This window comes from Streptomyces sp. NPDC006235 (genome assembly GCF_040613735.1).
In the GTDB taxonomy this organism is placed as follows: domain Bacteria; phylum Actinomycetota; class Actinomycetes; order Streptomycetales; family Streptomycetaceae; genus Streptomyces.
The window spans coordinates 68,027-94,246 of sequence record NZ_JBEXSR010000012.1 but is presented as its reverse complement, the minus strand read 5'-3'; the positions used below and the strand labels follow the sequence as shown (position 1 = coordinate 94,246).

Here is a 26,220-nt window from a genome sequence, read left to right as displayed (position 1 = left end):
GAGGGGCAGCGTGACGGGAACGGAAGGCGTCAGGCGCATGAGCGGGGTTACGTTCGAGCTGCAGCGTGCGGCATCCGTCAAGGGGCGCCGTGGTGAGGTTCTTTCGTGGGTTGGGGACGTCGCTGGTCTCGGGCGCATTGAGCTCATGTATCCCACGGAGTACAGCGATTACCCCTCGGAGTATCGCGAAGTGGCAGTGAGCGGGGAAAGATTCCCGCTCACGACGTACCTCGGACTCGGCTTCCTGGAGCGACCGCTGCTGGCCGACGGGGAACTTCAGGTCGACTGGGAGCCGGCAGTGCTTTCCAGGAATGTGTGGCTGCCTGGCCGGAATGTGCGTTCCCTGAGGATTCAAGTCAAGGGGCGGGCGTACGCGTATGCCCAGCGGGGCGGGAGGCGCAGCCATGAGCTGATACGCCCTGGGGCCGCCGTACACATGAGGCGTTCCAGCTGGACGAAACCGCGAACCATCTCAGGAACCTGCCTGGGCGAGGCGGATGCACTCGACATCAGCGTCGCACTCGTCCTTGAAGGAGTGTACACGTGGAACCTTTCGACCTTCGGCGCGCTCGTGTCGCTGCCCGGCCGCTTCATCAACCGGTGCGCCTCGTGATGCCCGGCCCGACTTTCTCTCGTCATCGATTCACGCTGTCCGACTTCAAGTAGTTTCATTTATTCGATTCTTAGTGAGATTCTTCAAGATCTCTGACGCCAGGGGGATACAACAGAATGCCCGCCATGGATGCAGCCCGACGCCGACTGCGCCTCTCCGACTCCCATGTCAGCGTGCTCGGGCTTCTCGTGGAAGAAGAGCAGATTCCCGAGGAACTGTTCCAGGCTCGGGCCGAGTTGCGGGAGGCGGGGATCCTTGAAGCAGATGACAAGATCGCGGCCGACCTCTATCCACTTGTCACGACGCTCATGGAACCGCGGGTCATTGCCCAGGTGGAGATGAGCCGCCCCCAGGGGGTTACTCAAAGTGGAGCAATCATCGGCAACGACTTCATCTTCACGCACGAGAACTGGCCCGGTGAGGCGGAGTCGGAGTACGTTCCTGCGGAGCCCGAGACGCTCGTGTGGGCCCTTGCCAGGATGGTCGATCTGCATCGGGACTTCACCGACGGGGTCGACTCCGACGAGGTGATCATTTCGACCATGGGCGCGTTCGACGATCTTGTCGCCCGGATGGAATCGGGGCAGTACGAGAGGCCTGAGGTCGCGGCCGAAGGCACGGACGCTCCGCTTCGGTTGGCAGAGGTACTGTCCCAACTCAACTGCATGTGGCGCATGACCGTGGCCTGGCAAGGGGCAGGTGCGCCGGGGAATGGGCTGGCAGTATCGGCGCTCGCGGTCTGGGACTGCGGGGTCGAGGGATATTGGCTGCGGGAGTTGCCCGCCGAGCCGGTGGCCGACGGACAGGTGGATCACAGCAGCGAGTTGAGAGTGCGGCGCACCTCGGCCAAGGAACTGTGGCAGCTGATCACGGACCTGCTGCCGGACGGGTCGCAACTCGCGTCCGCGCAGTAGCCCCAACCTGACGGCCGAGGCATATGTGCATGACCGCGGTATCTGGCGGTACGTCACTGTTCTGCCCTGCGCCTTCCGGACCAGTCCCTGCACGGCGCAGCACATGATCACGGGGAAAGAATGAGTAACAGTTCCAAGCGCATGGCCAATCCGCAGGACATGGAATACCTGGCCAAGCTGTTCGACGGCAGAGGCCAACTACGGGACAAACTGGACGAGGCCTTTACCCGCGCGTCCCGCCTGGGCGTGACCGACAGGCTGGCAGTCCTCAAACCCATGCGGAACTGGGCCGATGACACAGCGGTCGATCTTCGGCGCCGTGCGGCCATTCTGCGTGCTGACAAGGGTGATCCCAAAGCCGCTGCGTTGTACGCGGGGTTCACGCCGGAGGAGTTGAAGGGCGCGCACCTTCCACCCGACGCCATGCTGATCGCGAACGCCTCCGTTGCGAACGGTGACAAGTTCGATACCAAGTGGCTGGAGCGGCAGAAGGGCGAGACGCTCTCGGACTGGATTCAGCGCATCAAGGGTGATGCCGTCGCCAAGGTCACAGACGACAAGAACCTCGGGGAAGTTGTCGGGGATTACATCGACCTGACGGCAATGGTCTCCACGGTTCCGGGCGCCTTCAAGATGACGGCCGTGGGTACCACTCAGCTGATCTCGTACTTCAAGAGCCTCAAGACTCCCGGCCAGGTCAAATTCCTGAAGGCGCCTGGCACTACGCTCGCTCAGCTCTTGAAGGGACAGGCGACATCTCGATTTATTCCTGCACGTATCAAAGCCCTGGCTGCAACGATTGGGGCACGTACTCCTGCGCCGATCCTTGACGTGCTGACCGGAAAGGACAGTCTCGCGGCCTTTTCGGGGAGGCAATGGGCTTGGGAGGCGAATCTGCTCAAGGTCGGCAAGAACGCCGGTGCTGTGAGCAGGGCGACCGGTGCGAGCCGACTGGGTGCCTTCGCCTCCGGAGCCGGGACAGCGATGCGTACGGCCGGCTGGTGGCGTGCTGCCGGCGTCGGCGGCAGCGCGGTGTCCACGGTGATCGGCGCTGTCGACCTTGTACAGGAAGGAAACCCTGTCGAGGCCTTTAAACGGGACAAGGCCGGATATGTGGCGAAGGCTTCCGGTGTGGCCTTCAACGCTTCCATGACGATGGCCATGGTCGCGCCCACCCCCCTCACGATCGGCGCTGCCGTGGTCACGGGTGCCGTCTATGGTGTCGCAACCATCGTTGATAACTGGGAGACCGTCAAGAAGTTCCCGGGGAAGGTCGCGGACGCGGGGGCCTGGGCAGGGAAGAAGATCAGTGAGGGGGCCGGGAAACTTGCCGACGGCGCGAAGGCGCTGGGCAGTGCGCTCAATCCCTTTGATTGATCCTTCGTTGGTGGGAGAGGTTAGGGTCGGAGAATGTCCCAATTTTCATTCGAGCTTGAGCGCTTCACGAATACTGTGACGTCGATGAATCAACGTCACGTGAACTGCTGGCGAGGTGACGTCGGCGGGCTGGGCCCAGTTGAACTCGTCGTTCCTGCCTTGGAGGTCGTTCCTGTCAGCGAACGTGCCGAGTACGAAGGCGCCATGGTGACCGGTCAGAACATCCCGATGTCCTCCTTCAAAGCTCTCCGGTACGGCGGGCGGCCTCGCGTGGCCGAAGGGAAAATGAGCGTGGCAGGGCAGCACGTGTCCTTCACCCGGAATACCTTGCGGATGAGTAGAGGGGCCCGGGCTCTGAAGATCTGGGCCGTGGGACGGGAGTACCGGTACCGGGAGGAAGGGAACCGGCGGCATCACGTGTTGGAGCGCCCAGAGTCCCGTGTCGTCATGACCCGTTCCAGTGCGTCAGATCCGGAGATCATTTCCGGCACGGCTCACGGGGCTGTGGATTCTGTTGACATCAGTATCGCGATCCTGTTCGAGGGTGTGTACACGCGTAACCTGTCGTTTCGAGGTGCGCTGATCTCGGCTCCGGGAAGGTTCATGGATTCAGTGTCCAAGCTCTCTTGATTTCTTACAGGCCTTCAAAGCGTGGTTCCAGTGGGGCTGACGCCCCTTGATCTCTGCTTGAGGCGGCCGAGCTGTTCGCCCGAGTGGGAGCAACAGCCCTCGGGGCGCTTGGAGCGGCGCCTGCCCCTCATGGGATCATCCGTTGTCACGCCGACCATCTACCTCTGAGGACGAGCGCCATGCTGACCACGCGCCGGAGGGTGGCTGCGGCCGCCCTCCTTGCTGCTGTCACCTTCTCCGCGGCTGGTTGCAGCAGCGATTCGGATGACGGATCGAGCAGCGACAAGATTGCGGGCGCCGGTGAGGGGGAGACGGGGTCGCCGACGCCGTCCGCCTCTGTATCGGCCGAGAAGAACGCGCCGACGTTCGACTTGCCGTCGGACGTCAAAGCGGCGGTCGAGAACGAGCCGACCGGGGACGCCACGAAGGACGCGATCCTGCGTGACGTGGCGTACTCGGCTCAAGCCCGCCTGGAGGCCTTCGGTAAGGGGACCGGCCAGACGGCGAATATGAATCGCTACTTCGCGGCGTCGGCCCTCACCTACTGGAGTGATCGGATCGCGACGGTGAAGAAGGACGGTCTCACCGTCACAGGCGACTACCGGTACTTCGGCTTCGAAGTCACGGACGTGGCGAACGACAAGACCGCAGCAGTCCGTTACTGCGAGGACCAGAGCAAGGGGTACAGCAAGGAGATCAGCACGAACAAGGTGCTGCGTACCCAACCGAGCGACAAGGACTTCATTCTGTACACGCTTCAGGCCGCGAAGGACTCGAGCGGTGACTGGCAGGTGCAAAAGCAGAGTTGGAAGAAGGGGGACGCGTCGTGCGTTCGCGGGTAGGTGCACGCACTGTTCATCACGCTCTTGGTTGGGCCGCCGCTGCTGGGCTGCTCATGGCGCTGAGTCTCAGCTATCCGGCGTACGCAGGCGATATCCAGGTTGGCGGCGACGACGGCACCACTGAGTCCGACCGGCCGGGCGCCGGGTCTGGCACGGATGCCGGCGCCGACTCAGCCAAGGGCTCCATCGGAGCCCACATCCGCATCAACCAGAGCACCCCCGCGTCGAGCGGCTCCACGGCCACGGCCACCTCCTCGGACGCCAACTGGGAACCCCCGGTGTGCTGGTACGAGCCCATGTACACGCCGGAGGAGTACGAGAAGTTCATCAAGTCCGCGTACGGCGGAGCGGGTGAGCCCGCTGCGAGTTACGCCAGGAAGCGGGAGAAGCAGAACTACCACAAGGATGACGAAGGCCTGTGGTGGCAGGTGCAGTTCCCCGATGACACCTACGACAAGGCCTGCCCCGTCACCACGGACAACTGGGAGATCTGGGTTCCTCCGGCCGACCCACAGCCGGACCCCAACAAGGTGACTCCCGAGATCCTCTCCGAGCTGGCCTTCAACTCGACCAAGTTGCCCACTCCGCCAGTGGAGTTGCAACCGCGTGCGGACCGGCTGCTCGTGAACCTGGGTACGCGGGTGGCGTTCAAGGGTGATCTTGACCGCGTCTGGACGACCGCGAGCCTGGACTACAAGGGCGTTCAGCTCGCCGCGACCACCGTTGCCACTCCCGTGGCGCTCAAGGTGGACGCGGGTACCGCCGACGCCGATCCGCAGAGCTGTACCTATGACCTGGTCAAGGGCAAGGACGGCTACACGGCCGACAGCGGGGACTCCGGCTGCAACGTGACGTACCTCCGATCGTCCGGGGCCGGCACCTACCCCTTCAAGGCGTCCATCACCTGGAAGGTGACGTGGACCGCCTCGGCCGACCCGGATGGCCCGCCCCAGCAGCCGGGGCTGCCTGACGGACTGTCCACGTTGGAGCAGGACGTGACGGTCAAGGAGGCCCAGGCCGTGAACCGCGCGGGGTCGTGAACAGCATGGCTGGGACTGGCCCCTCTTCGGGCAGGGCGGAGTGGGCAACGAGGCTGGTGGCGAGCCGACGTGGTTCGGTGGTTCGTGTGCAGTCTCGTGTGTGCCGGCGGCTCGCTGGGCCTCGCGTGGCTCGGGCCGGTGGTGCCGTTGTGGACTCCGGTTCGAGGGGCGGCCCTGCTGCTCGCGTGGCTGGTGCTGCCGCTGGCATCGGTTCTCGTACCGCTTCTGCTGTTGCGGAGGGTTCCGCGCAAGCAGCGGAAGGTCGCCTGGCAGCTGGTCGTTCCCGTCGTCGCGGGAGTGGCCCTGGGCATGTTCGGTAACGGGCCGGTGATCAGGTCGCCCTGGCGGAGCGGGGCGAGTGGGCCGACGCTGTGGTCGTGCGCAAGGACGGCGCCAAGACCAACCACTGTGATCTGCGGAGGGCCGGCGGCCGCGAGATCTCACCCTCGCTCTCAGAGGGCGACGGGTGCAGGGACTGGGTGGGGGTGGGCGACAAGCTGCGTGTTCGGTACGACCCCGCAGGCGTCGCCGGCCCGACCACCGACGTGGAGCGCAGCTCGAACGCCGGGCTGCTCGCGGTCCTCTTCGGTCTCGCGGTCGTGATGGGTACGTGGGGTGGCGTGCGGCAGAGCCGGTGGGACAGGGAGTACGTCCCGGCGTGAGGGGCGCCCACGCGCTCAGTACAGCGCCCCCTTCGGCACCTCGATCTGCCTGTACTCCACCCACCGCCCCAGCCGTTCGCCGCGTGCCGCCATCACGAACAGGGCGAACGGGCCGGCGGACCGATGAGGGCCACGGCCCACATCTGCAGGAGCCAACCCAGTCGGGACACGCACAGGCAGCAGGCCAGCATCGCCGCTGCCGTGCGGGTGAATGACTTCGCGTCGTCGGTCATCCCGCGGCGGCTGTCCGCCGAGCTCGTGAGCATGGCGCCGGCGCGCATGCCCAGCGCGGCGCCCGCCAGCAGGCCCCAGAGGAGGCCGCCCGGCAGGAACATCGCCGGCAAGCCGTCGCGGGGGAAGCTGAAGTGGAAGCCGGAGATCAGGCCCGTGACCGCGCCGATGAACGCGCAGCAGAGCACGGTGACGGCAGCCAGTTGGTCCCGGATCTGCGCGGCCGGCGGGCTGTCGCCGTCACGTATCCGACGGAAAGCCCGCCCGAGCCCACCACGAACAGCGGCGTGCCGATCACCATCATGGGCGCCGCGCCGAACCAACCGTCGTTCTTGCCGGGCGCGTCGGCAGCGCGAAAAACGCCCTGTACGTGCTACGCCACCCCCGCGGTCACCACGACGAACAGCCAGTACCCGGCGATCAGCGCCCAGCCCGCGCCGATCCTGGCACGTCGTGCGAGTGCCAGTGGGGTGTGGAGGAGGCCTGCTACAGGGATGGCGATCAAGGCCCACATGAAGATGAAAGCCTCTGAGGCGCGATCCGTGGCCCGGACCCTCTCGAAGAGGTCCGGGGAGGGCGGGAGGCCGAATCGGTCCGGGGACGACGTCAGCAGGAGTGTCGTGACCAGGGCGGCCACTCCCGCTGTGACGCCCGTCGCGATCCGCGCGGCCTTGTCCCGCCGGGCCGGTGTCCCGCTCGCCGTTCCGCCCGTCGCCGTGGCGGCAGACTTCATTCGTTCCCTCTCCCGTGAAGCTCGCCGTTCTCCCCATACGGCCAGACCTCCGAAACTACACTCGCGCCCCATGCGTAACTCCCGCAGCACGAAGACGTCCGCTTCATCCGGTGCGTTCTCCGGAAGGGCAGGGAGAAGACGGCCCGCGGGAGTCCGTGACCGGCCCGGACCCGGGGGCGGTGACGGACCCTGACCCCCGCCAGTTCCAAAGCCCGAGGCCGGCACAAGCAGTCCCGCGACCCCCGCGCCCACTGGCTGTTACTCGCCCTCACCCTCCCCCTCGTCTTCGCCCTCCTGCTCTTCGAGGGCTGGACCCAGCACGAGGTCGACGCCGCGAAGACGCGGTCGCCCTGTGCCTCGCCCGTGCCGGACGCCGTCGCCGAGGGCGGGCCCGTGATCGGGATCAACCGGGACGGGATCCGGTCCGGCTCGATGCCCCCGCGGACCGTCGCGCTCACCTTCGACGGCGGGCCCGACCCCGTCTGGACCCCGCGGCTGCTGGAGCTGCTCCGCAGGAACAACGCGCGCGCCACGTTCTTCCTGCATGGCGCGCAGGCCGCCCGGCACCCGGAACTCGTCCGACGTATCCGTGCCGAGGGGCATGAGATCGGGTCCAACACCTACACCGGGGCCGTGCTCGGCGAGTCGTCCGCTCCCCGCTTCCGGTCCGAGCTCGAACTGACCCAGAGCGCACTCGCCGGAGCCACGGGACTGCGCACCAATCTGCTGCGGATGCCGCGGACCACCACCCCCGAGACCCTGTGCGGCCGTGAGTGGCAGGCGGCGCGGCGGGCCACCGGGTACGGGTACGTGCTCGTCGCCGCCGACAAGGGGGCACGCAAGCCGGCGCAGGGGATCGTGCGGCAGCTCAGTCAGACGGAGAGCGCCTATCTGGAGGCGCGCAGGCTCCTGAACAACCCGACCGTCGACCGGTTCACCACCGTGTCGGACGGGCTCCGGCTCGTTCCGTACACGGCGCCTTCCCTCGTCGAGCGGTGGCTGGGCCGGGGGCTCATCCAGGTCACGAGCCTCGGGCAGGTCTTCTCCACCGCCATGATCTGGATCCTCGGCGTCGCCGGTGGGCTCGGTGTGCTGCGGCTGTTGCTGCTCGCCCTGTTCGCCCGGGCCCATGTGCGACGGCTGGAGCGGTTCCGGACCGGGGCGCCCTGGATGCGGGACACCACGGGGCCGGTGACCGTGCTCGTCCCGGCGTACAACGAGGAGGCCGGGATCGGGTCGACCCTGCGGTCGCTGCTCGACTCCACCCATGACCGGCTCCAGATCATCGTCATCGACGACGGGTCGAGCGACCGGACCGCCGACATCGCCGAGAACATGGGGGATCCGCGGGTGGAGGTCGTACGGCAGCCCAACTCCGGCAAGGCCGCCGCCCTCAACACCGGGCTCGCGCACGCGCGGTACGACATCGTCGTGATGGTCGACGCCGACACCGTCTTCGAACCCGACGCCGTCGAGCGGATCGTCCAGCCGCTCGCGCATCCTGCCGTGGGGGCCGTCAGCGGCAACACCAAGGTCGGCAACCGGCGCAGTCTGCTGGCCCGTTGGCAGCATCTGGAGTACGTCTTCGGGTTCAACCTCGACCGGCGGATGTTCGAGGTGCTGGAGTGCATGCCGACCGTCCCGGGTGCCATCGGGGCGTTCCGCCGGGACGCGGTGATCGGCGTCGGCGGGGTCAGCGAGGACACCCTCGCCGAGGACACCGACCTGACGATGGCCCTGTGGCGGGCCGGCTGGCGGGTGCTGTACGAGGAGTCCGCCGTCGCCTGGACCGAAGTGCCCACCAGCGTCAGGCAGTTGTGGCGGCAGCGGTACCGGTGGTGCTACGGCACCCTGCAGGCGATGTGGAAGCATCGCGGGGCCCTCTTCGCCATGGGGCCCGCCGGGCGGTTCGGGCGGCGTGGGCTGACCTACCTCGCGCTCTTCCAGGTCGCCCTGCCGCTGCTCGCGCCCGTCATCGACGTCTACGCCCTGTACGGGGTGCTGTTCCGCGATCCGTGGGAGTCGGCCGCGGTGTGGTTCGCGTTCCTCGGCGTGCAGATCGTCTGCTCCGGCTACGCGCTGAGACTCGACGGCGAGCCGGTCCGGGCCCTGTGGTCGATGCCGTTCCAGATCGTCGTCTACCGGCAGTTGATGTATCTCGTCGTCATCCAGTCGCTCGTCGCGCTGCTGCTCGGCAGCCGGCTGCGGTGGCAGCGGATGAAGCGGTCCGGGACAGCCGCTGAACAGATCGGCGGGCCCGTTCCGTATAGGAGCGTGCCCATGCGTTGACCGCCACCGAACCAGGGGGAAGGGCCGATGAACGACTGGACCGACCCCCCGGGAGACCACCGGACGGCGGGGCGGGACCCGAGAAGGGTCCCGCCCCCGTCCCTCCTGGCACCCCCGCCGTCGACCCGCACGGCCCCCCTGCCCGGCATGCCCTCGCCGGCCGCGCCGGGCCGCTACGACAGCAGCGGCCACGAGCGCGGGCGGCGGGGCGGCGGCAGCAGGAACCCCCGGCGCCGCGCCGGAAAGGGCCGCCGGTTCGTGCGGTCCGCGGCCGTGCTGTCGTCCGTCCTGCTGCTCGCGGGTGCGGGTACGTACGTCTGGGCCGACACCCGGCTCAACCAGGAGGTCGATCTTGGAACGCTTCAAGGCCGGGCGCAGCCCGGGCAGGGCACCAACTACCTGGTCGTCGGCTCCGACAGCCGCGAGGGACTGTCGCAGCAGGACCGGAAGGACCTGAACACCGGCTCGACCGACGGCCGCCGTACCGACTCGCTGATCCTGCTGCACACCGGGGCGAACGGCACCACCATGCTCAGTCTCCCGCGCGACTCCTGGGTGACCCTGCCGCCCTACGTCGATCCCGACACCGGCCGCAGCTACCGGGCCGAGCGGGACAAACTGAACGCGGCGTTCTCCCTGGGCGGCCCCGACCTGCTGGTGCGGACCGTGGAACGCAACACCGGCGTGCACATCGACCACTACGCGGAGATCGGCTTCGCCGGGTTCGTGGGCGTGGTGGACGCGGTCGGCGGCGTGGACCTGTGCCTGGACAAGCCCGTACGGGACAAGGACTCCGGCGCCGACCTGCCCGCCGGCTGCCAGACCCTCGACGGCGCCGAGGCGCTGGCCTTCGTGCGGCAGCGCAAGCAGGAGGCGCAGGGGGACCTGGGCCGCACCCGCAACCAGCAGAAGTTCCTCGCCGCCCTCGCCCGCAAGGCGGCCACCCCGTCCACGCTCGCCGACCCGTCCAAGTCCTTCCCGACCCTGCGCGCCGGACTCGACACGCTCATCGTGGACGAGGACACCGAGCTGCCCGACCTCATGTCGCTGTTCGAGGGCCTGCGCAAAGCCGCGTCCGGCGGGGGCCGGCAGCTCAACGTGCCCGTGGCCGACCCGGACCTGCGGACGTCCAAGGGCAGCGCGGTGAAGTGGGACGACCGGCGTGCCCGCGCCCTGTTCGCGGCGCTGCGGGAGGACCGGCCGACCGGCTGATCAACGAGTTGCGGTGCGGCGGGTGTTGAAACCGTCCAGAGGCGACATCAGTGAGCCGTACCCCGTCGCCGCCCACGCGCTTCGCCCGGCCGGCAGCTCGAAGTAGGGCACGGTACGGCCGTCCTCGTCCGTGTCGGTGAGCACCTCGGGCGCCCTGCGGGCCTGCAGCGCGTCCGCGCACTTATGGCACACCGCCACGTCGAGCCGGTCGCGTCGGCCGAGTTGGCGCCAGCCGGTGCGGAGGGCGGCGCGGCCGTGCCGGGGGTCGAAGAAGCAGAGGGGGAGGCCCTGGGAGCCGGCGAGGGCGTCGCGGCCCTCCTGCGCCAGGGCCAGGACGCCCGCCAGGTCCGACGGGCCCCGGGCCTCGTCGAGGACCGTGCCGGCGGCGGCGTAGGCATCGAGGGCGCGCTGGAGATCGGGTGTCGTGGTGGCGTCGGCGGCCTGGGTCGCCTCGCCGAGTGCCAGCACCTCCGCCTCGGCCCGGCGCCGCAGCCTCGCCTCGTCGGCTGCCCGGGCCGTCGCGAACACGAGCTGGGGCACGGCCGAGGGGGTCCTGCGGGAACGGACCAGGGCGCGGGTCGCGAGGACGGTCAGGGCCAGGGCGGGCACGGCGATGAGCGGCCAGAGCCACCACCCCCCGGTGCCGTCCGAAGACGACTCGGACGCCGGTGACCCGGAGGCCTGCGCATCGGGTGCTGCCGAGCCGTCCAGCTCCTTGATCGCCTCCTCGTACCGCTGCCGGCCCTTGCCCTCCGCCACCAGGTCCACTGCCTTCGCGGTCAAGTCCGCCAGCCCCGCGTTCCGCATCTCGTCCAGGAATCCGGCCGCGGCCACGGCATCATGCGCCTGATGGGTGTCGGCGGGCCACTCGTAGCCCTCCAGGGAGTCGGGGAAGTCGCTGTCCGTCGTGATGACGATGAGTTCGCGCTGGTCCTGGAGCCGGTCACGGACGATTCCGGCCAGGACACCGGAGTCGCCGTCGAAGGCGTCGCCCTTGGTGAGCGGCGTGAGAACGACCTTGATGGGCAGGCCCGTGCTGCGGATCCGGTCCGCCAACTGCCGTTGTCGGGACGGTGGTACGGCATCGGTGTAGGCGTCGTCGACGTAGACGGGGGAGGTGCGCAACGCGCTCGCGATGCGCTGCCCGGCGCTCGGGCCGTCGCCGTCGGACGCCCGGGCGCCGGGCGTGGTGAGCGCCGCCAGCAGCAGCGCCGCGAGGACGGTGATCAGGCGCTTGACGTCAGTGGACACCTGCGGTCTCCCTCACCTTGTCGACGAGCCGGGCGATTCCGTGGGGCAGGGCGGTCAGCGGTCCGTCGGTCACGTCGTAGTACGGCAGACGGTTGCCGCCCGAGGACGGGTCGGGCAGCTTCAGCAAACTGCCCGGGATGCCGCTCGGGTCGGCGATGGCCGTGTTGCGGCAGAACTCGCAGACGGGGAGCAGGCGGCGGGCGACACCCTCGGTCGAGACGCGGACGTGGTGGCGGCTGACGCCGGGCCCGTGCAGGGGGTTGACGCCGCAGCACAGGTCCGTCGTGTCGCCGGCGAGCGCGGCACGGCCCGCTCGAGCGAGCACGATGACCGCGACCAGGGTCGCGGGGTCGGTGCCCGGCTCCCTGACGCGGCCGAGGTCGCCGTCGACGAGGAGCAGCGCCGCGTCGAGGTGGTCCCAGGCGCGACCGCGTTCGTCCCGGCGGGCGAATTCCTCGGTCAGGGCGGTGAGTTCGGCGTAGGCGGTACGCCGGAGGTAGGACACCGAGGGCTCGGTCGGGGCCGTGAGGGGCAGGCGGTGGGTCGGCTCGGGGGCGGGAGAGCGCCACCGCAGCAGGCCGCCGAAACCCCACGTCAGTCCGGCCACCACACCGGACAGCAGGAGAGCCAGGAAGGCGCCCACGAACAGGCCGGGCCAGAAGTCGGTGGCGAACAGGGGAGGGAGGGTGTTCTCGTCGGCGGCCCTCGGGGCGGGGGCCGGGGCGGACTCGGATTGCGGCCGGTCAGTGCGTGGGGTCTTGTCGATGAAGGTCATGAGCTTGTCGAGGCGCTCGCCGAGGAGGTGGTCGTCGGCCTCGTCCGCCCTGCTGTCGCCCAACGTGACGGAGTCCGGCAGGCCGAAGGAGAGGCGGGTGGAGTCCAGCCGCAGGCCGTGGTTGTAGACGTCGATCGTGCCGTCGTCCGGATCGGCGACGACGTACACCCCGTCCTCGCCCACCTTGGCGTGCACCGCCGCGGCGAACAGCCCCGAGTCGCCGGCCGACTCGCTCTCCGGCGTCTGCGGCACGAGGGAGACGTACACCGGGCCGCCGCCGTCGGAGCGCCGGAAGTCCCGGATCCGGTCGTGCAGCCGGTCGAGTTGGCGGGAGTCGAGTACGCGAGGGCTCTCCGGGTCCGCATAGACCGGGTCCTGCTTCAGTCCCGACGCGACGCGTTCCACACGGGCGGTCAGATCGGTGGGGGTGGGCGGCTCCGCCGCGCTCGACTTGGTCTGGTCGAAGACGACGGGAGCGGTGAGGGCGATCGCCGTGGCGGTGAGGACGGCCGCGCCGGGCACGACCCACCGGGGGACGCGCCGCTCCGCCCCGGAACGCCGACGGCGGCGCCGCACGTACCAGGCCCCCAGCACGATCAGCAGCGGTACGCCGGTCAGCAGGCTCCCCGTGAGGAACGACTGGTTGCGGCGGTCGGACGGGCCGATGTACATCTCGGCGGGCTCGTCGTCCTGGTACTTCTGGCGAGCGGCCTCCGCACGGGCGGTGGCCTTCTCCTCGCCCTGCGCTATGACGTCGACGAAGCGCTCGAAGCCGCGCAACGGGCCCGCGTCGTAGGGAAGTTCGTACAGGGCGACGGTGGCGGCGGCGTCCGCGGGGGCGCGGACGCCGTAAGCCGTGGCCTGAGCGAGATCCGTCCCCTCGAACAGGACGTACAGCCCATCACGCCCGAGCCGGTCGTGCACCGCGCCGAGCAGCTGCTTGCCGTCCGTGCTGCTCTGCATGGGCAGGACCAGGACGTAGGTCGGGACGCCGGTCTTCTTCGCGAGCCTGGCGAAGTCGGGGGCGGTGGACCGGGGGACCTCGCGGGGGAGTTGGTCGGTGACGTGGACCGGGTTCTCGCGGAGGCGGTCGGCGAGGTAGGCGGCCTGGGTGGCGGGGATCGTGTCCGCTGCTCGGGCCGGGGTGGCGGTTGCGAAGACGGCCGTCAGCGCCCAGAGGGCGAGAAACAGCCAGAGGACACGGGTCCCGCCACCGCTTCTCGCCCAGGTCTGTCCTGCGTAGGACCCGTTTGCCGTGACTGCCCTCACCGGTGTGGCCCCCCGCGGTCCGATCACTGTCCGCGCGGCACTCTACTCGGGGCTTCGCGAGTGCTACAGGTCGGCTGGTCGCGACGTCGCCCGGCCTCGGGGGCGCCAGGGGGGAGGCGAGGGACTGGTACTGGTGGCCGAGGACTCGTACCGGCGGCTTCAGCCCAGCTTCGCGTTCTGCGCCTCCACTACGTTCGTGGGGATCTTGGCGTCGCTGGGCCGGATGCCGTCGGCGATGGCGAAGCCGTTCGCCGAGAAGTAGACGGCGAGCACGTCACCGTGGCGGACGGCTTCGGTGTGCAGAGTGTGGGTGACACCCCGGAACGTCATCGTCGACCGGAAGGCGACCGCACCACTCGTCATGCCCTTCTCGGCGGTGACCGAGTCGTAGGCCGAGGTGTTCTTGCCCGCCTTGGCGGTGAAACCGTCGCCGCACGCGGACACGGCCTTCGCCAAACCGGTCAACACCGACTCGGCCTTGGCCGCCGGCTCGTACGAAGTGAGAGTGATGGACGTGATCTCCTTGCCGTAACCAGCCCCGGCACTGCGCGTGAGGTCGGCCTGCGGTTCACCGAGCGGCAGTTGGTTCATCGCGTAGGCCAGCGGGGTGCAACCGGGCTTGTCGACCGTGACCTCGTCCGAGGACTTGGCGAAGGCGTACTCGGCTTCGGGCTTCGACACGTTGTAGCCGGGCAGGTCGTCCTTCGTCACCATGACCTTCGCCAGTCGCTGCGCCGGGGTGACCGGCTTGGCCTTCGGCGCCGACGGCGAACTGGCGGGCGCGTCCTCGCTGCCCGAGCAGGCGGTCAGTGCGGAGGCCAAGGCCAAGAGGGAGACGGCTGCCAGGGTGGCGCGCTGCATGGGGGGACTCCTCATGGGGGGGGGACCGAGACGAGGTCGCCGCCGCACTTTACTTAACCCACTGTCCGCTCCCGACGGGCCCATGAAGTGTTGTGAGTGAATCGTGCAGGCATGATGGCCGGGAGGTGTTGACCGCTCCAGGGCAGGTGCGCACCCACTGTCGCGGCGAGTTCGCTGCAGCACACCCGACCTGATGGTTCGACCCTTGTCGTAACGGGCGTTTACCTGCCGGAAGTTGCAGATGGATAACGGTGTGGGTGGTGAGTTCTCTGAGTTCGGACGCGCCTTGAGGGGCTTATGTGCGGCTGATACGGTGCCATGGCTTGACACTCACTTCGGCGCTGGCTATTCGGCCAGCTCAGGCACCAATCCAACGGGCCGAGAAGTGCGAAGTGTCCTATTTGGTAAATAACTTCTTGGGTGTACGGGGAGCGGTTGCGTGAAGATCCAAGAGCGTACGGGGGCGGGCGCCGGTCGTTCCGCCGCTCCGGCTCAGCCGTCGGTCGGTGACCGGCTTCCCACACCACCTCGCGAGCGCAAACCGGCGCTGGCGGCGCTCGCCGTGCTGCTCATCCTGGTGGGTGCGCTGGGTGCGACGATGCTCGTGCTCCAGGCCGGTGACCGGATCGAGGTCGTCAAGGTGACGGACGACATCCAGGCCGGGGAGTCCGTCGGTGACAACGTGACCTCGGTGATGGTCGCGGCCGACGACAGCATCAACTACATCAAGTGGTCGCAGCTGGGCACGCTGAAAACCCTCAAGGCCAAGTCCACGATCTACAAGGACACGGTCGTGATGGGCCAGATGTTCGCCAAGAAGGCCAGCCTCCCCGCCGGCAAGGCCGCCGTCGGCCTCGCCCTCAAGGAGGGCCAGTACCCGTCCGACATCAAGGCCGGTGACGTCGTCTCCGCCTACCGCGTCGGCACCAGCGGCGCCGGCTCGAACAGCTCCGACGACAACACCGGTTCGAGCGGCACCTCGTCCTCCGGCGGCGGCATCGTCGACAACGCGCGTGTGAACGCCGTCAACGACGACAGCGACGCCACCGTGAGCACGGGCAACCTCTCGCTCACCCTCCTCGTCGACCAGGCCGACGCGGCCGCGCTCGCCTCCGCGGCGGCCGCGGGCGAGGTCGCCATCGTGCACGTCCCCGGCAACTAGAAGGCGGCACCCGACCCATGGCGCTCATCGCTCTCGCCGCCGACAAGGGTTCCCCCGGCGTCACCACCGCGGCCGTCGCCCTCGCGGCGGTCTGGCCGCGGCGCGTCCTGCTCGCCGAGACGGACCCGGCGGGCGGTGACCTCGTCTACCGCAGTGCCGCCGCGCACGGCGGACCGCTCAACCCCAACACCGGCATGCTGTCCATCGCCGCCACCGCGCGCCGCGGACTCGTACCGGACCAGCTCTGGGACCACGTACAGCCGCTCAGTGGGGGACTGGAGGTGCTCGTCGGGCTCGGCATCGCCGAGCAGGCCGCCGGGCTCGCGGGGCTGTGGCCCACCCTCGGGCACGCCTTCGCCTCCCTCGCCGACTCCCCGAACGCCGCCGCCGACGTCATCGCCGACTGCGGACGCATCAGCGGGGACACCCCTGCCGTCGAGCTGTTGCCGCACGCCTCCCTCGTGCTGCTGCTCTCCCGTACCGAGCCGGAGGCGATCGCACGGGTGCGTGACCGTGCCGCGGCGCTCGCCGGCAAGCTGCACGGCGGACCGCGCGGTGCCGCGAGCCTCGCCAACCCGGTGATCGGCGTCGTCCTGATCGCCGACACCGGCAACGCCGGCAAGCTCGCCTCGCAGGTCAACGACATGCTCGTGCACGCCCAGACCGGCGCCCGCGTGGTCGGCACCATCGCCGACGACCCGGCCGGTGCCGACCAGCTGGCCGGCCGCAGGCGCGGCCGTCTCGACAAGTCGCTGCTGATCCGCTCGGCCCGCAAGGTCGCCGCCGACCTCTACCAGCAGTACGGCGCCGCCTGGGCCGCCTCCGCCCAGGCGAACCAGGCCCACCACGTTCAGCAGGCCCACCACGTCCAGCACGACCACCCGGGCCAGATGCAGGGCCACGCGGGGGCCGGCGCATGACCGCTGTCGACCACCAGTTGGTCAAGCGGTTCCGCCAGGACGCCGGCGACCGCATCGCCGAGCAGCGCCGACAGGACCAGCTCAACAACGTCACTCCGATGTCCACGGAGGACGAACGGCAGTACGCCCGCGCCGTCATAGCCCAGATCCTGGAGGAGTACGCCCGCGCCGAGATCAACGCGGGCCGTACGCCGCTGGACGCCGAGACCGAGGAGCAGTACGCGGCCGCCGTGCACGCGGCACTCTTCGGCGTCGGCCGGCTCCAGCCCCTGCTGGACAACCCCGAGGTCGAGAACATCGACATCAACGGCTGCGACCAGGTGTTCGTCGGCTACGCCGACGGGCGCGAGGTCAAGGGCGACCCCGTCGCCGAGACCGACGAGGAGCTCATCGAGCTCATCCAGGTCCTCGGCGCCTACTCGGGTCTGTCCTCCCGCCCCTTCGACTCCGCCAACCCGCAGCTCGACCTGCGGCTGCCCGACGGTTCGCGTCTGTCGGCCGTCATGGACGTGGCGCGGCGCCCCGCGCTGTCCATCCGCCGCGCGCGCATGGGCAAGGTCTTCATCTCGGACCTCGTCGGCAACGGCACGCTCACCCCCGAGGTGGCCCACTTCCTGGCCTGCGCGGTCCGCGCCCGCAAGAACATCATGATCGCCGGGGCCACCAACGCCGGTAAGACGACGCTGCTGCGCGCCCTCGCCAACGAGATCCCGCCGCAGGAGCGCCTCATCACCGTCGAGCGGGCCCTGGAGCTCGGGCTCGACACCTTCCCCGACCTGCACCCCAACGTCGTCGCCTTCGAGGAGCGCCTGCCCAACTCCGAGGGCCAGGGCGCCATCTCCATGGCGGAACTGGTGCGCCGCTCGCTGCGTATGAACCCCTCCCGCGTCATCGTCGGTGAGGTCCTCGGCGACGAGATCGTCACCATGCTCAACGCCATGTCGCAGGGCAACGACGGCTCGCTGTCCACGATCCACGCCAACAGCTCCAGCGAGGTGTTCAACCGTATCTCCACCTACGCGCTGCAGGCTTCCGAGCGGCTGCCCATCGAGGCCAGCCAGTTGCTGATCGCGGGCGCGGTGAACTTCGTCGTCTTCATCCAGCGGCGCAACGACTTCGGCAACGGCGGCCGCCTCCAGCGCATGGTCACCTCCGTCCGCGAGGTCAACGGCGTCGACGGACGCGTCCTGTCCAGCGAGGTGTTCGCGGAGGCCCCCGACGGCCGGGTCGTGCCGCACGCCCCCCTTGCCTGCCTGGAGGAACTGATGGCACACGGCTACCGGCCGTCCGGGACCTGGGGGTGAGCCGGGGATGAACACGACTCTCGCAGCCATCGGCTCCCTCGGTTCCATGGGCGGCCTGTTCTCCACCACCGTCCTGTACTCGATAGGAAGCGGCGTCGCCGTCGGCGGCGGCCTCGCCCTCCTCCTCGTCGCCGTACGCGGACTGCCCGTCAAGCCCGACCACGAGAAGCAGAAGGCCGCCGAGCGGGCGAGCGAACTCATCCGCTTCGCCGGCCAGCGCGGCTCGCTCGCCGCCATCGTCGGACTGGTCGTCCTCGTCCTCACCCGCTGGGCGGTCGCCGGCATCGCGGCCGGCGTCCTCGTCTTCTTCTGGAACCGCCTGTTCGGCGGCGCCGGCGAGGAACGCGCCGCCATGCGCCGCGTGGAGGCCCTGGCCTCCTGGACCGAGTCCCTGCGTGACACCATCGCCGGCGCCGTCGGTCTGGAGCAGGCCATCCCGGCCTCCGCCCGCGCCGCCGCCCCGGTCCTGCGGCCCCACCTCGACGCCCTCGTCGACCGCCTGCGCGCCCGCACCCCCTTGCCCGAGGCGCTCCAGCACCTCGCCGACGAGATCGACGACGCCTCCGCCGACATCATCGTCGCGGCCCTGATCCTCAACGCCCGCCTGCGCGGACCCGGTCTGCGCCAGGTGCTGGGCGCGCTCGCCAAGTCGGCCCGCGAGGAAGTGGACATGCGGCAGCGGGTGATGGCGCAGCGCGCCTCGACCCGCCGGTCCGTGCAGATCGTCGTGGCGGTCTCGATCGCCTTCGTCCTCGGCCTGTCCATCTTCAACCGTGACTTCGTGGAGCCGTACGGCACCGCCGTCGGCCAGCTCGTCCTGGCCTGCGTCTGCGGCCTGTTCGCGCTCGGCTTCTGGTGGCTGCGCAAGCTGTCCACCATCGAGACGCCCGAACGCTTCCTGGTCCGCGACGAGGCAGCCGTCCAGTTCGTGCGTCCCAGGACGCCGTCGCAGCAGCAGCCCCAGCAGCTGCCGCAGGAAGAGGGGGCACGCCGGTGAACCTCACGATGCCGCTCGTCGTCGGCGCCGTCATCGGCCTGGGCCTCTACGCCCTCGTACGCGCCCTCATGCCCAGCAAGCGCAGCCCGATCTCACAGGTCGCGCGGATCGACGCGATGCGGGCCCGCGGCTCGGCCTACGAGTCGGCCCGCACCGAGCGGGAGAAGGGGCGCTTCGGCGCGCTGCGGGCCGAAGTCGGCCTGCGCGTCTCAGAGTTCTACCTCCAGCAGGGCTGGGAGCAGCGCTCGCTGCGCGCGGACCTGGCGGTCCTGGAGCGCAGCTGGGAGAAGTTCCTGGCGACGAAGGTGCTGCTGGGGGTGGCCGGCCTGTTCTTCGGCCCGTTCCTGTTCGCCATCGTCTACACGCTCGGTGTCGGCCGGAGCCCGATCATCCCGGTGTGGCTGGCGCTGCTCTTCGCGGTGATCTTCTTCTTCCTGCCCGACCTGGAAGTACGGCGGGACGCGGCCCAGAAGCGGCGCGACCTCAGGCGCGTGATCGGCGCGTACCTCGACCTGGTGTCGATGAGCCTGGCCGGCGGACGCGGTCTGCCCGAGGCCCTGATGGCGGCGGCCGAGATCTCCGACGGCTGGGCCAACCAGCGCATCCGCAACGCCCTCTCGGACGCCCGCATCACCGGCATCAGCCAGTGGCAGGCGCTCGGGGCACTCGGCGAGGAGATCGGCGTGGAGGAACTCAAGGACCTCTCCGCCTCCCTGGCCCTGGTCGCGGACGACGGTGCGAAGGTGCGCGAGTCCCTCGCGTCCCGGGCCGAGACCATGCGGCACCGCGAACTCGCGGAGATCGAGGGCAGCGCGGGTGAGAAGTCCCAGTCGATGCTCGTGGCGCAGCTGCTGCTGTGCGCCGGGTTCCTGGTGTTCCTGATCTTTCCGGCGGCGATGCGGGTGTTCCAGGTGCAGTGAGCCGTGCCGTGAGCCACTCAGTGAGCTGACCTTCACAACTCCAGAACTTCCCGGACTGATTCGACCGGACTGATTTCGAAAGGACAAGTCGTCATGATCGGACGCAACTTCCACACGGGCATCCCGGCCGTGGACTTCCTGGTCACCTTCCTCCAGGCCCGTACCGAGCGCGCCCGCTCCGGCGAGCTGGACCGCGGCGCCTCCGCGGTCGAGTGGGTCATCATCTCGGCGGTCGTCGTGGCGATCGTCGGTGTCGTGGCCGCCATCATCAACGCCGCGCTGAGCGAGGGCGCCAACAAGGTCGGCGACTGCATCAAGGGCGCGGACGCGGGCAAGACCTGCTGATCCGTCACAGGGACGGTCGCAGGGCAGTCACAGGGACAGTCGACGGACAACGGGGTTCACGGGGATGCCGGCAGACGTGAGCAGACGGATACGCCGCAGGGTGCGGGCCGCGCGGAGAGCGGCAGCCGCCCGCGGTGACTCCGGCATGACCGCGATCGAGTTCGTGCTGCTCACTCCCGTACTGTTCTTCATGATCTTCGCGACCGTGCAGTTCGCCCTGTACTTCTTCGCGGACCACGTCGCCCAGGCGGCGGCCCAGGCGGGAGCGCGCAAGGCGCGTGCCACGGCCGACGAACAGCCGGGCGCGTGGCGGGGCGAGGCCCAGGACGTGGTGGACAGCTACATCCGCCAGCTGGGTCCGCAACTGGTGCTGGGGCCGGACGTGAAGATGCTCCAGCCGGACCAGAACACGGTCGGTGTGGAGATCGAGGCGCGGGTGCCGACGGTGTTCCCGGGGCTGGACCTGACGGTGCACGCGCAGTCGGCCGGCCCGGTGGAGCGGTTCGTACAGGAGGAGAACTGATGATTCCGTCTCCTCCTGCGCCGTGGACGGACAGCCGGCGGGCGGACGACCGGGGCCTGTCCACGATCGAGGTCGTGATCCTCGCCCCGGTGATGATCCTGTTCATCCTCGTCCTGGTGGCCTTCGGCCAACTCGTCGACGGCCGCGGCGCGCTCGACGGAGCGGCCCGGGACGCGGCCCGCGCGGGCTCGATCCAGAAGGACCACGCCACCGCCATGGCCGAGGCCGAGAAGGCCGCCGCGGCCAATCTGACGGACGTCTGCTCCGGCCCCGTGTCGGTCGTCCAGACGAGCAAGGGCTTCGAGCCCGACACCATCTTCACGGTCGAGGTGAGCTGCCAGGTGCGGGGTCTCGCCACGCTCGGCCTCGACGTCCCGACGACGCTGTCGGCGAGCTTCAGCTCCCCGCTCGACCCCTTCCGGAGGTCGGCGTGAGACACCTCCCGGCCTGCGGGCGGTCGTGGTGGGCGGCCCGTCGCGCACACCTGGACGACCGGGGCTCCGGTGCCGGTGCGGTCATCATCTTCGCGCTGGTCTTCCTCTCCCTCTCCGCGTTCGTGATCGACGGCGGCCTGTCCATCTCCAAGCGGGAACGGGCGGCCGACATCGCGGAACAGGCGGCCCGCTACGCCGCCCAGGACATCGACCGCGAAGCCCTCTACGACAACGAGGGCGGCCCCGCCCCGATCAACTTCGAGAACTGCAACGCCCGCGTGAAGACCTTCGCCCGTGAGATGGACATGACGGGCGCGGACATCGCGGCGACCCACTGCGTGACGGCGGACGCCCAGCAGGTGCAGGTCGAGGTGCAGCTCACCTACTCCCCGGTCTTCACGGGGATGTTCTACGGCGGCGACGTGGTGGTCCACGGGCAGGCGGTGGCGGAGAACGAGGTCGGCTGATGTCTGCCGCGCCCGTTTCCCGCCCCTCCCGGCTCCGCTGAGCACTGACAACGGAGCATTGAGGCGGCCGCGGCGCCCCGACCACGGCGGTGGCGCTGCTGCTGCGATGCAGGAGATCCAGTCGGTGAACCGCTGATCCGGAACATTCGACGGATCTGCACACCGTTCACCGCGAGGCCGTGAGAAAGCACAGCGGGAGCCGAGTACTACTGGCTCACCCCACCCCGCATTGCACTCCGATACCGCCCAGTGGCAGAACATGTGAAGACGACGGGTATTTCGGTGACCGAAGGGTCACATTCATGACTTCGGCAACCGAATTCCGTCGTACCTCTATAACCACTGACTGGCCGACCCTTCTCCCCACGTGCTTTGATCAGTCGCACCCCAGCACTTCGAATTTTTGAAACGAAGGGAACCGCCTTCCATGGCCTTCACCCCGCAGATCGAGACCGCCCACATGTCCGACGCCGAGCTGGACACCATCGCCGGCGGCCAGGCGGGCGGCACCGCGGGTGCCGGCGCCGCGGCCGGTCTCTACGTCGAGACGACGGCCGCCGGTGTCACCACCGGTGTCGGCGGCGGCGTGGGCCTCGCCGTCGCGCCCGAGGGCATCGCGGCGGACCTGCACCTCAACACCGCGGTCGCTTCCTGACCGCAGGCACACGAAAGGCCCCGGATCTCCGGATCCGGGGCCTTTTCACGTCAGCGGATAGCGGATAGCGGGTTGCGGGCCTTACTTACTCCGCCCCCGCCCCCTTCACCGCCTTTCCCGCCCCGCTTGTCCTCCGTCTTCATCGCATCGTTGACCTGCTTGGCGAGCTCGTCGTCAAGCTTCTTGAACTCACGGACGACGGCATCGGACATACTTGCCAGCGCATCGAGCTGCTGCGTGATGTCCTCGCGCGCTTCTTGGTGTGATTCAGACGTGTCTTGATGGAACGAAGCCGGCGCCCGTAGCTCTCCAGCTCGGTCAGCGGGAGCGCGAGGTCGCTCTTGCCCTTGGCCATGTGAAGTCCCCCAGCAGGTTCAGACGGCTCAGATGAAACGGAACGTACGCATCACAGCGTCAAAGATGACCGCACTGACAGCCCGCATCGGGGTTTCGACCGGCGGGGATGGTCACCTGGAGCATGCCCCTCGCTCGGAGTGCACCGACGCGTTCTGCCACACGCCCTGTTCGTTCTTCGCCAGGGAGACCGAGTAAAGGACGTAAGGGTCCGTGCCTGCCGGGTTTCCCTCGACCTTGCCAGTCTTGCGGTTCCTGGTCATCGCCGCGCTCTCGTCCGTGCAGTAACTGAGCGATGCTCCCTTGCCGTTCTCGGCCAGGTTGACCTTGGGATTGAAGGCGGGCAGCTTGCCGATGACGGTGACGTTCTTGTCCGTGTAGGACTTGATCCACTCCTTGGTCAGCCCGCGAACCCCTTCTGTGTCGTAAAAGGCGACGGCCTCGCTGTCGGGGTCGTTCTCGATGATCGCCGCGTACCCGGCCCGGACTTCCTCCTTGCCGTCGTTGAGCACGGCCTGCTCGACGGGATCGCTGCTCGTCCAGTTCTCGAAGGTGAGCTGGAAGCTGCTCGGGATGGTGATGTCAGGGCGTTCGGGCCCGGATGGCGTCGATGCCGATGCCGGAGTCGAGGGGCTCGATCCTGAACCAGCGCCCTTGATGCCGTCCGACGACTCGTCGTCTCCGCCTCCGCCACATGCGGTCAGCAGAAGCACCGTCGATGCGGTGAACGCGGCAGCTGTGGTGGTCAGAGTGCGGCGGGCCACGGTTTCTCCCCCGAGGTTCGACGTGTGCGACAGGCGATTGCGAATGACGTGGGAACGCGTCAGTGGTTGATCGACTGGATCTCCTGGACGTTCATGTCCTGGGTGGTCTCGAAGGTGCCGTCGGGGAGGTCGCCGTTTTCGCCGCCTGTGCCCTCCCATGAGATCTGCCAGGTGATGCTGGCCTTCAGCTCGTACGGGGTGCCGTTGGTGGCGCGGAGGTAGCGGATGCCGCAGGGTGGGGTCTTGTCGGCGTCGCCCTTGGTGTAGGGCGTGCCGATGGAGCCGTCCTCGTTGATCTCGCAGTCGCCGGAGGCGGGGAAGGTCTCGGCGTCGTCCGTGCCCGGTTCCAGGTGCAGGGCGACCGGCTTGGCGGTCGTCTCGGCCCACAGGCCCGTGTCGGGGAGCTCGGCGCGGACCTTGACCTCCTTGAAGGTGCCCTTGTCCAGCCACACCCAAGTGGGCAGATTCACCGTGGATTTGGCCGTCGGCTTGAGCTCGACCTTGGTCCGGGGCACCTCGATCTTGTCGTAGGCGTACGCCGCGAGCGTCTCAGGAGTCGGCGCGTGCTCGTCGTCCGGGATCGTGCCGGCGTCCTGCCAAAACATGATCCGGCCGCAGTCCCAGGCCTTGATGTCGTTCTCGTGCCCCTTGCGGACGACACTGCGCCAGAACATGCCCTTCTTGCCGGAGTTGTAGTTCTTGTACCCCTCGGCGGTGCTGGTGGTGGGTGACTTGAGATCGAAGTTCTCCTCCGGTTCACCCTTGTCGTAGTGATCGACGAAGATGCCCGAGCTCCACCACTCGTGGGCATTGACGGCGCCCATTCCGCCGTTCTTCTGCAAGTCCTCGACCGCGGATTTGAGCCCGTCCGGAGTGAAGACCGGCTCATACCAGCAGACCGGGGGTTCCCAATTGGGGTCGACGGACGTCAGCTCGTCCATGGAACCCTGTTCGGTTCGGCCGTCAGGGTGGCTGACCTGGATGCGAGATTGCGAGACGGACGCCAGCAGAGTGCGCCCGTTGGAGTCACCGGAGGGCTTCTCAGCAGGCTGACTGGGCGTCGTGGGCGCGGGTACTTCGTCAGCGAATGCCGGGCCCGACGAGCACAAGAGCACGGTGGCGGTCAGCGCGGCCGTCCATGCTGCGCCTCGTCCGGTCCCCGTCACTGCTGACACTCCTTGGCCTTTCCCGCAACCTCGATCTGCTGTGCCTGCCAGATGCCGGGGGAGTCGGCCGAGGGCTGCATCAAGATGCGGTACTTCAGGAAACTGTCGAGGCTTTCCTTCGTGTAATGGATCTTGTCGGTCTTGACGTCCTTGCTGTAGGACTTGGCCTGGTTACGGCAGAAGGTGACGAGGACGGCTTTCCCGTCCTCGGACTTGCTCGTGGCGGCGTCGTAGTACTGGTCCTCACCTGTCGGGGTCCAGCCGCCCTTCACCCACGCCTCGATCTGCGACTTGGCGTACTTGGCGGCTCCGGCTCGGGAGTAGAACCTGTAAGCCGAGTCGTTCGGGTCCTGAGCGACGATGGCGTGCTTCAGCGCCCGGATGAAGTTGGCAGAGTCGTCCAGCGCAGCCGCCTCATCGCTGTCGGACGGCTTGTCGAAGTCGAAGATCATCTTCAGGTCTTTCGGCAGGCCGAGATCGGGGCGGTCCGCATCCGCGGCCCTCGATGGTGAAGCCGACGGACTACTCGCCCCCTGGTCCGCCCCCTCGATGCCGTCCGGAGAATCGTCGCCGCCTCCGCCGCAAGCGGTGAGCAGAAGCGCCGCCGTCGCGGTGAGTGCGGCGGCGGTCGTGGTCAGGGCGCGGCGTGCCACGGTTTGTCTCCCCCGGTGTTCGGTGTATGCGGCAGGGAACGAAGCTATCAGGGGCGGGTAATGGGCCCTTGAGAGGCAGCGGGGGATTGTGTGGGGAAGGCGAGGAGTGTGGCGTAGCGGCTGCTAACGATGCTCACGAGGTAGGTACGGCTATGACGACAGGCTCGCACGTTCCGGAGGGCGTGCTGGCGCGCGAGATCTTCGGGCCGCTCGGCGGGGGCGTGGAAGTCGGGGCCGTGTCGGCGACCGGCACATGGAGCGTCCGTGCGGCTTCCGTCGGCGAGTTGGTGAGCCGTCGGCGTGACGAGGTGGACCGGCTGCTCGAACTGGTCCGTGACATAGGTGGCTTCTCCTCGTCGGCGATGGCCATCGCGGATGAACTGGGCTATCTGCGGGAGCACGAGGTGACGGCACCGTCCTTGCTCCTGTGGTCGGGCGCGGTCGAGGGGATTCCGTCCCGGCTCGACGACCTCGAACGACCGGACATCGTTCGGCGCATGTGCCACATGGCTGCCGACCTGCAGCTGACGTACTTCTTGCAGGCGCTGATCACGGCTGCCGTAGCGGCGGGAGGGGAAGTTCGCCCCGGGGCAGCCGGCATCGCCGAAGCGCTGGCGATCGCGTCCGGCATCGCGGACGCCACGGGACGGAGTGCGCCGGCGCTGGTCTTCAGGATGTGGCGAGTCGCTCGCCTCCCGGACCTGCTCCGACCCGAGGCGGACACGCCCGAGTACGGAAAGGCCGGGTTCCGGGCTTACGACCGGGCGCTCGACGCCCTGCTCCCCGTGGAGGGCCGGTGATCGGCAGAGTCGTCCAGCGCAGCCGCCTCATCGCTTGCGCCGGTGAGCGCGGCTGCG

The 26,220-nt window shown here is 68.7% G+C and carries 28 protein-coding genes and 1 pseudogene; 20 read left to right on the top strand and 9 right to left on the bottom strand.

The window, feature by feature from the left end:
• The first annotated feature begins 37 nt into the window (after nt 1-37).
• The 7 genes from ABZ192_RS16950 (at nt 38) to ABZ192_RS16920 (ending at nt 6,078) form a co-directional block, all read left to right on the top strand.
• A complete protein-coding gene (locus tag ABZ192_RS16950; protein WP_356925263.1) occupies nt 38-613 on the top strand; it encodes a hypothetical protein in 576 nt (191 codons plus the stop codon).
• Nucleotides 614-738: 125 nt separating this feature from the next.
• The gene (locus tag ABZ192_RS16945; protein ID WP_356925262.1) at nt 739-1,527 is read left to right on the top strand and encodes a hypothetical protein; all 789 of its coding nucleotides are present in this window, start codon (nt 739-741) and stop codon (nt 1,525-1,527) included.
• A 120-nt stretch (nt 1,528-1,647) separates the two neighbouring features.
• Nucleotides 1,648-2,904 carry a mucin-2 gene (locus ABZ192_RS16940; RefSeq protein WP_356925261.1) on the top strand — a complete coding sequence of 419 codons (1,257 nt, stop codon included), beginning with the start codon at nt 1,648-1,650 and terminating at the stop codon, nt 2,902-2,904.
• Nucleotides 2,905-2,937: 33 nt separating this feature from the next.
• Nucleotides 2,938-3,534, top strand: a complete 597-nt coding sequence (locus ABZ192_RS16935; RefSeq protein ID WP_356925260.1) for a hypothetical protein — start codon at nt 2,938-2,940, stop codon at nt 3,532-3,534.
• Between the two features lie 179 nt (nt 3,535-3,713).
• Complete coding sequence (locus ABZ192_RS16930; protein WP_356925259.1) at nt 3,714-4,376, top strand: hypothetical protein; 663 nt, start codon at nt 3,714-3,716, stop codon at nt 4,374-4,376.
• 53 nt (nt 4,377-4,429) lie between these two features.
• Nucleotides 4,430-5,416 carry a hypothetical protein gene (locus tag ABZ192_RS16925; protein WP_356925258.1) on the top strand — a complete coding sequence of 329 codons (987 nt, stop codon included), beginning with the start codon at nt 4,430-4,432 and terminating at the stop codon, nt 5,414-5,416.
• A gap of 377 nt (nt 5,417-5,793) precedes the next feature.
• A complete protein-coding gene (locus ABZ192_RS16920; RefSeq protein WP_356925257.1) occupies nt 5,794-6,078 on the top strand; it encodes a hypothetical protein in 285 nt (94 codons plus the stop codon).
• A gap of 92 nt (nt 6,079-6,170) precedes the next feature.
• On the opposite strand, the gene ABZ192_RS16915 is transcribed toward ABZ192_RS16920, so the two are convergent.
• Nucleotides 6,171-6,632, bottom strand: coding sequence for a hypothetical protein (locus ABZ192_RS16915; RefSeq protein ID WP_356925256.1), 462 nt, complete (start codon nt 6,630-6,632; stop codon nt 6,171-6,173).
• Between the two features lie 50 nt (nt 6,633-6,682).
• On the bottom strand, nt 6,683-7,042 hold the full coding sequence (locus ABZ192_RS16910; RefSeq protein WP_356925255.1) for a hypothetical protein: 360 nt from the start codon (nt 7,040-7,042) through the stop codon (nt 6,683-6,685).
• Between the two features lie 363 nt (nt 7,043-7,405).
• On the opposite strand from ABZ192_RS16910, the gene ABZ192_RS16905 reads away from it, so the two are divergent.
• The gene (locus ABZ192_RS16905; protein ID WP_356925254.1) at nt 7,406-9,331 is read left to right on the top strand and encodes a glycosyltransferase; all 1,926 of its coding nucleotides are present in this window, start codon (nt 7,406-7,408) and stop codon (nt 9,329-9,331) included.
• A gap of 27 nt (nt 9,332-9,358) precedes the next feature.
• Entirely contained in the window at nt 9,359-10,543 is a 1,185-nt protein-coding gene (locus ABZ192_RS16900) for an LCP family protein (protein ID WP_356925253.1), read from the top strand.
• Here ABZ192_RS16900 and ABZ192_RS16895 read toward each other — a convergent pair whose 3' ends face one another.
• From ABZ192_RS16895 to ABZ192_RS16885, 3 genes are all read right to left on the bottom strand, one after another.
• The gene (locus tag ABZ192_RS16895) at nt 10,544-11,794 is read right to left on the bottom strand and encodes a hypothetical protein (RefSeq protein ID WP_356925252.1); all 1,251 of its coding nucleotides are present in this window, start codon (nt 11,792-11,794) and stop codon (nt 10,544-10,546) included.
• Nucleotides 11,784-13,838: a hypothetical protein gene (locus ABZ192_RS16890; protein ID WP_356925250.1), complete on the bottom strand. Its 2,055-nt coding sequence runs from the start codon at nt 13,836-13,838 to the stop codon at nt 11,784-11,786. Before ABZ192_RS16890 ends, ABZ192_RS16895 begins: the two co-directional genes overlap by 11 nt.
• Nucleotides 13,839-13,997: 159 nt before the next feature.
• Complete coding sequence (locus tag ABZ192_RS16885) at nt 13,998-14,699, bottom strand: hypothetical protein (protein WP_356925249.1); 702 nt, start codon at nt 14,697-14,699, stop codon at nt 13,998-14,000.
• Nucleotides 14,700-15,138: 439 nt separating this feature from the next.
• Here ABZ192_RS16885 and ABZ192_RS16880 point away from each other — a divergent pair, with 439 nt between their 5' ends.
• From ABZ192_RS16880 to ABZ192_RS16835, 10 genes are all read left to right on the top strand, one after another.
• On the top strand, nt 15,139-15,861 hold the full coding sequence (locus ABZ192_RS16880; RefSeq protein WP_356925248.1) for a hypothetical protein: 723 nt from the start codon (nt 15,139-15,141) through the stop codon (nt 15,859-15,861).
• 17 nt (nt 15,862-15,878) lie between these two features.
• Nucleotides 15,879-16,781: a hypothetical protein gene (locus ABZ192_RS16875; RefSeq protein WP_356925247.1), complete on the top strand. Its 903-nt coding sequence runs from the start codon at nt 15,879-15,881 to the stop codon at nt 16,779-16,781.
• Nucleotides 16,778-18,085, top strand: a complete 1,308-nt coding sequence (locus tag ABZ192_RS16870) for an ATPase, T2SS/T4P/T4SS family (RefSeq protein WP_356925246.1) — start codon at nt 16,778-16,780, stop codon at nt 18,083-18,085. The genes ABZ192_RS16875 and ABZ192_RS16870 overlap by 4 nt, the downstream gene beginning before the upstream one ends.
• 46 nt (nt 18,086-18,131) lie before the next feature.
• Nucleotides 18,132-19,082 (top strand): type II secretion system F family protein, encoded by a 951-nt coding sequence (locus ABZ192_RS16865; RefSeq protein ID WP_356925338.1) that lies wholly within the window; start codon nt 18,132-18,134, stop codon nt 19,080-19,082.
• Complete coding sequence (locus ABZ192_RS16860) at nt 19,079-20,002, top strand: type II secretion system F family protein (protein WP_356925245.1); 924 nt, start codon at nt 19,079-19,081, stop codon at nt 20,000-20,002. The genes ABZ192_RS16865 and ABZ192_RS16860 overlap by 4 nt, the downstream gene beginning before the upstream one ends.
• Before the next feature lie 93 nt (nt 20,003-20,095).
• The gene (locus ABZ192_RS16855) at nt 20,096-20,347 is read left to right on the top strand and encodes a hypothetical protein (RefSeq protein ID WP_020272654.1); all 252 of its coding nucleotides are present in this window, start codon (nt 20,096-20,098) and stop codon (nt 20,345-20,347) included.
• A 64-nt stretch (nt 20,348-20,411) separates the two neighbouring features.
• Nucleotides 20,412-20,870: a TadE family protein gene (locus ABZ192_RS16850; protein WP_356925244.1), complete on the top strand. Its 459-nt coding sequence runs from the start codon at nt 20,412-20,414 to the stop codon at nt 20,868-20,870.
• Nucleotides 20,870-21,304 carry a TadE/TadG family type IV pilus assembly protein gene (locus tag ABZ192_RS16845; protein ID WP_356925243.1) on the top strand — a complete coding sequence of 145 codons (435 nt, stop codon included), beginning with the start codon at nt 20,870-20,872 and terminating at the stop codon, nt 21,302-21,304. Before ABZ192_RS16850 ends, ABZ192_RS16845 begins: the two co-directional genes overlap by 1 nt.
• On the top strand, nt 21,301-21,771 hold the full coding sequence (locus ABZ192_RS16840; protein ID WP_356925242.1) for a pilus assembly protein TadG-related protein: 471 nt from the start codon (nt 21,301-21,303) through the stop codon (nt 21,769-21,771). Before ABZ192_RS16845 ends, ABZ192_RS16840 begins: the two co-directional genes overlap by 4 nt.
• 427 nt (nt 21,772-22,198) lie before the next feature.
• Nucleotides 22,199-22,426, top strand: coding sequence for a hypothetical protein (locus ABZ192_RS16835; RefSeq protein WP_356925241.1), 228 nt, complete (start codon nt 22,199-22,201; stop codon nt 22,424-22,426).
• Between the two features lie 50 nt (nt 22,427-22,476).
• On the opposite strand, the pseudogene ABZ192_RS16830 reads toward ABZ192_RS16835, so the two are convergent.
• From ABZ192_RS16830 to ABZ192_RS16815, 4 genes and pseudogenes are all read right to left on the bottom strand, one after another.
• Nucleotides 22,477-22,781, bottom strand: a pseudogene (locus tag ABZ192_RS16830) (hypothetical protein).
• A gap of 112 nt (nt 22,782-22,893) precedes the next feature.
• The gene (locus ABZ192_RS16825) at nt 22,894-23,544 is read right to left on the bottom strand and encodes a hypothetical protein (protein WP_356925240.1); all 651 of its coding nucleotides are present in this window, start codon (nt 23,542-23,544) and stop codon (nt 22,894-22,896) included.
• 59 nt (nt 23,545-23,603) lie between these two features.
• Nucleotides 23,604-24,485, bottom strand: coding sequence for a hypothetical protein (locus tag ABZ192_RS16820; protein ID WP_356925239.1), 882 nt, complete (start codon nt 24,483-24,485; stop codon nt 23,604-23,606).
• Between the two features lie 221 nt (nt 24,486-24,706).
• A complete protein-coding gene (locus ABZ192_RS16815) occupies nt 24,707-25,363 on the bottom strand; it encodes a hypothetical protein (RefSeq protein ID WP_356925238.1) in 657 nt (218 codons plus the stop codon).
• Between the two features lie 152 nt (nt 25,364-25,515).
• Between ABZ192_RS16815 and ABZ192_RS16810 the strand changes: the two genes are divergently transcribed.
• A complete protein-coding gene (locus tag ABZ192_RS16810; protein ID WP_356925237.1) occupies nt 25,516-26,163 on the top strand; it encodes a hypothetical protein in 648 nt (215 codons plus the stop codon).
• Nucleotides 26,164-26,220: the final 57 nt, after the last annotated feature.

Excerpts from the sequence above, each read along its gene's own strand:
- ABZ192_RS16945 (WP_356925262.1), top strand. The coding sequence starts at position 739 with ATGGATGCAGCCCGACGCCGACTGCGCCTCTCCGACTCCCATGTCAGC.
- ABZ192_RS16870 (WP_356925246.1), top strand. The coding sequence starts at position 16,778 with ATGACCGCTGTCGACCACCAGTTGGTCAAGCGGTTCCGCCAGGACGCC.
- ABZ192_RS16855 (WP_020272654.1), top strand. The coding sequence starts at position 20,096 with ATGATCGGACGCAACTTCCACACGGGCATCCCGGCCGTGGACTTCCTG.
- ABZ192_RS16835 (WP_356925241.1), top strand. The coding sequence starts at position 22,199 with ATGGCCTTCACCCCGCAGATCGAGACCGCCCACATGTCCGACGCCGAG.
- ABZ192_RS16885 (WP_356925249.1), bottom strand. The coding sequence starts at position 14,699 with ATGCAGCGCGCCACCCTGGCAGCCGTCTCCCTCTTGGCCTTGGCCTCC.
- ABZ192_RS16900 (WP_356925253.1), top strand. The coding sequence starts at position 9,359 with ATGAACGACTGGACCGACCCCCCGGGAGACCACCGGACGGCGGGGCGG.
- ABZ192_RS16925 (WP_356925258.1), top strand. The coding sequence starts at position 4,430 with ATGGCGCTGAGTCTCAGCTATCCGGCGTACGCAGGCGATATCCAGGTT.
- ABZ192_RS16810 (WP_356925237.1), top strand. The coding sequence starts at position 25,516 with ATGACGACAGGCTCGCACGTTCCGGAGGGCGTGCTGGCGCGCGAGATC.
- ABZ192_RS16910 (WP_356925255.1), bottom strand. The coding sequence starts at position 7,042 with ATGAAGTCTGCCGCCACGGCGACGGGCGGAACGGCGAGCGGGACACCG.
- ABZ192_RS16820 (WP_356925239.1), bottom strand. The coding sequence starts at position 24,485 with ATGGACGAGCTGACGTCCGTCGACCCCAATTGGGAACCCCCGGTCTGC.
- ABZ192_RS16845 (WP_356925243.1), top strand. The coding sequence starts at position 20,870 with ATGATTCCGTCTCCTCCTGCGCCGTGGACGGACAGCCGGCGGGCGGAC.
- ABZ192_RS16930 (WP_356925259.1), top strand. The coding sequence starts at position 3,714 with ATGCTGACCACGCGCCGGAGGGTGGCTGCGGCCGCCCTCCTTGCTGCT.
- ABZ192_RS16875 (WP_356925247.1), top strand. The coding sequence starts at position 15,879 with ATGGCGCTCATCGCTCTCGCCGCCGACAAGGGTTCCCCCGGCGTCACC.
- ABZ192_RS16935 (WP_356925260.1), top strand. The coding sequence starts at position 2,938 with ATGTCCCAATTTTCATTCGAGCTTGAGCGCTTCACGAATACTGTGACG.
- ABZ192_RS16950 (WP_356925263.1), top strand. The coding sequence starts at position 38 with ATGAGCGGGGTTACGTTCGAGCTGCAGCGTGCGGCATCCGTCAAGGGG.
- ABZ192_RS16850 (WP_356925244.1), top strand. The coding sequence starts at position 20,412 with ATGCCGGCAGACGTGAGCAGACGGATACGCCGCAGGGTGCGGGCCGCG.
- ABZ192_RS16865 (WP_356925338.1), top strand. The coding sequence starts at position 18,132 with ATGGGCGGCCTGTTCTCCACCACCGTCCTGTACTCGATAGGAAGCGGC.
- ABZ192_RS16940 (WP_356925261.1), top strand. The coding sequence starts at position 1,648 with ATGAGTAACAGTTCCAAGCGCATGGCCAATCCGCAGGACATGGAATAC.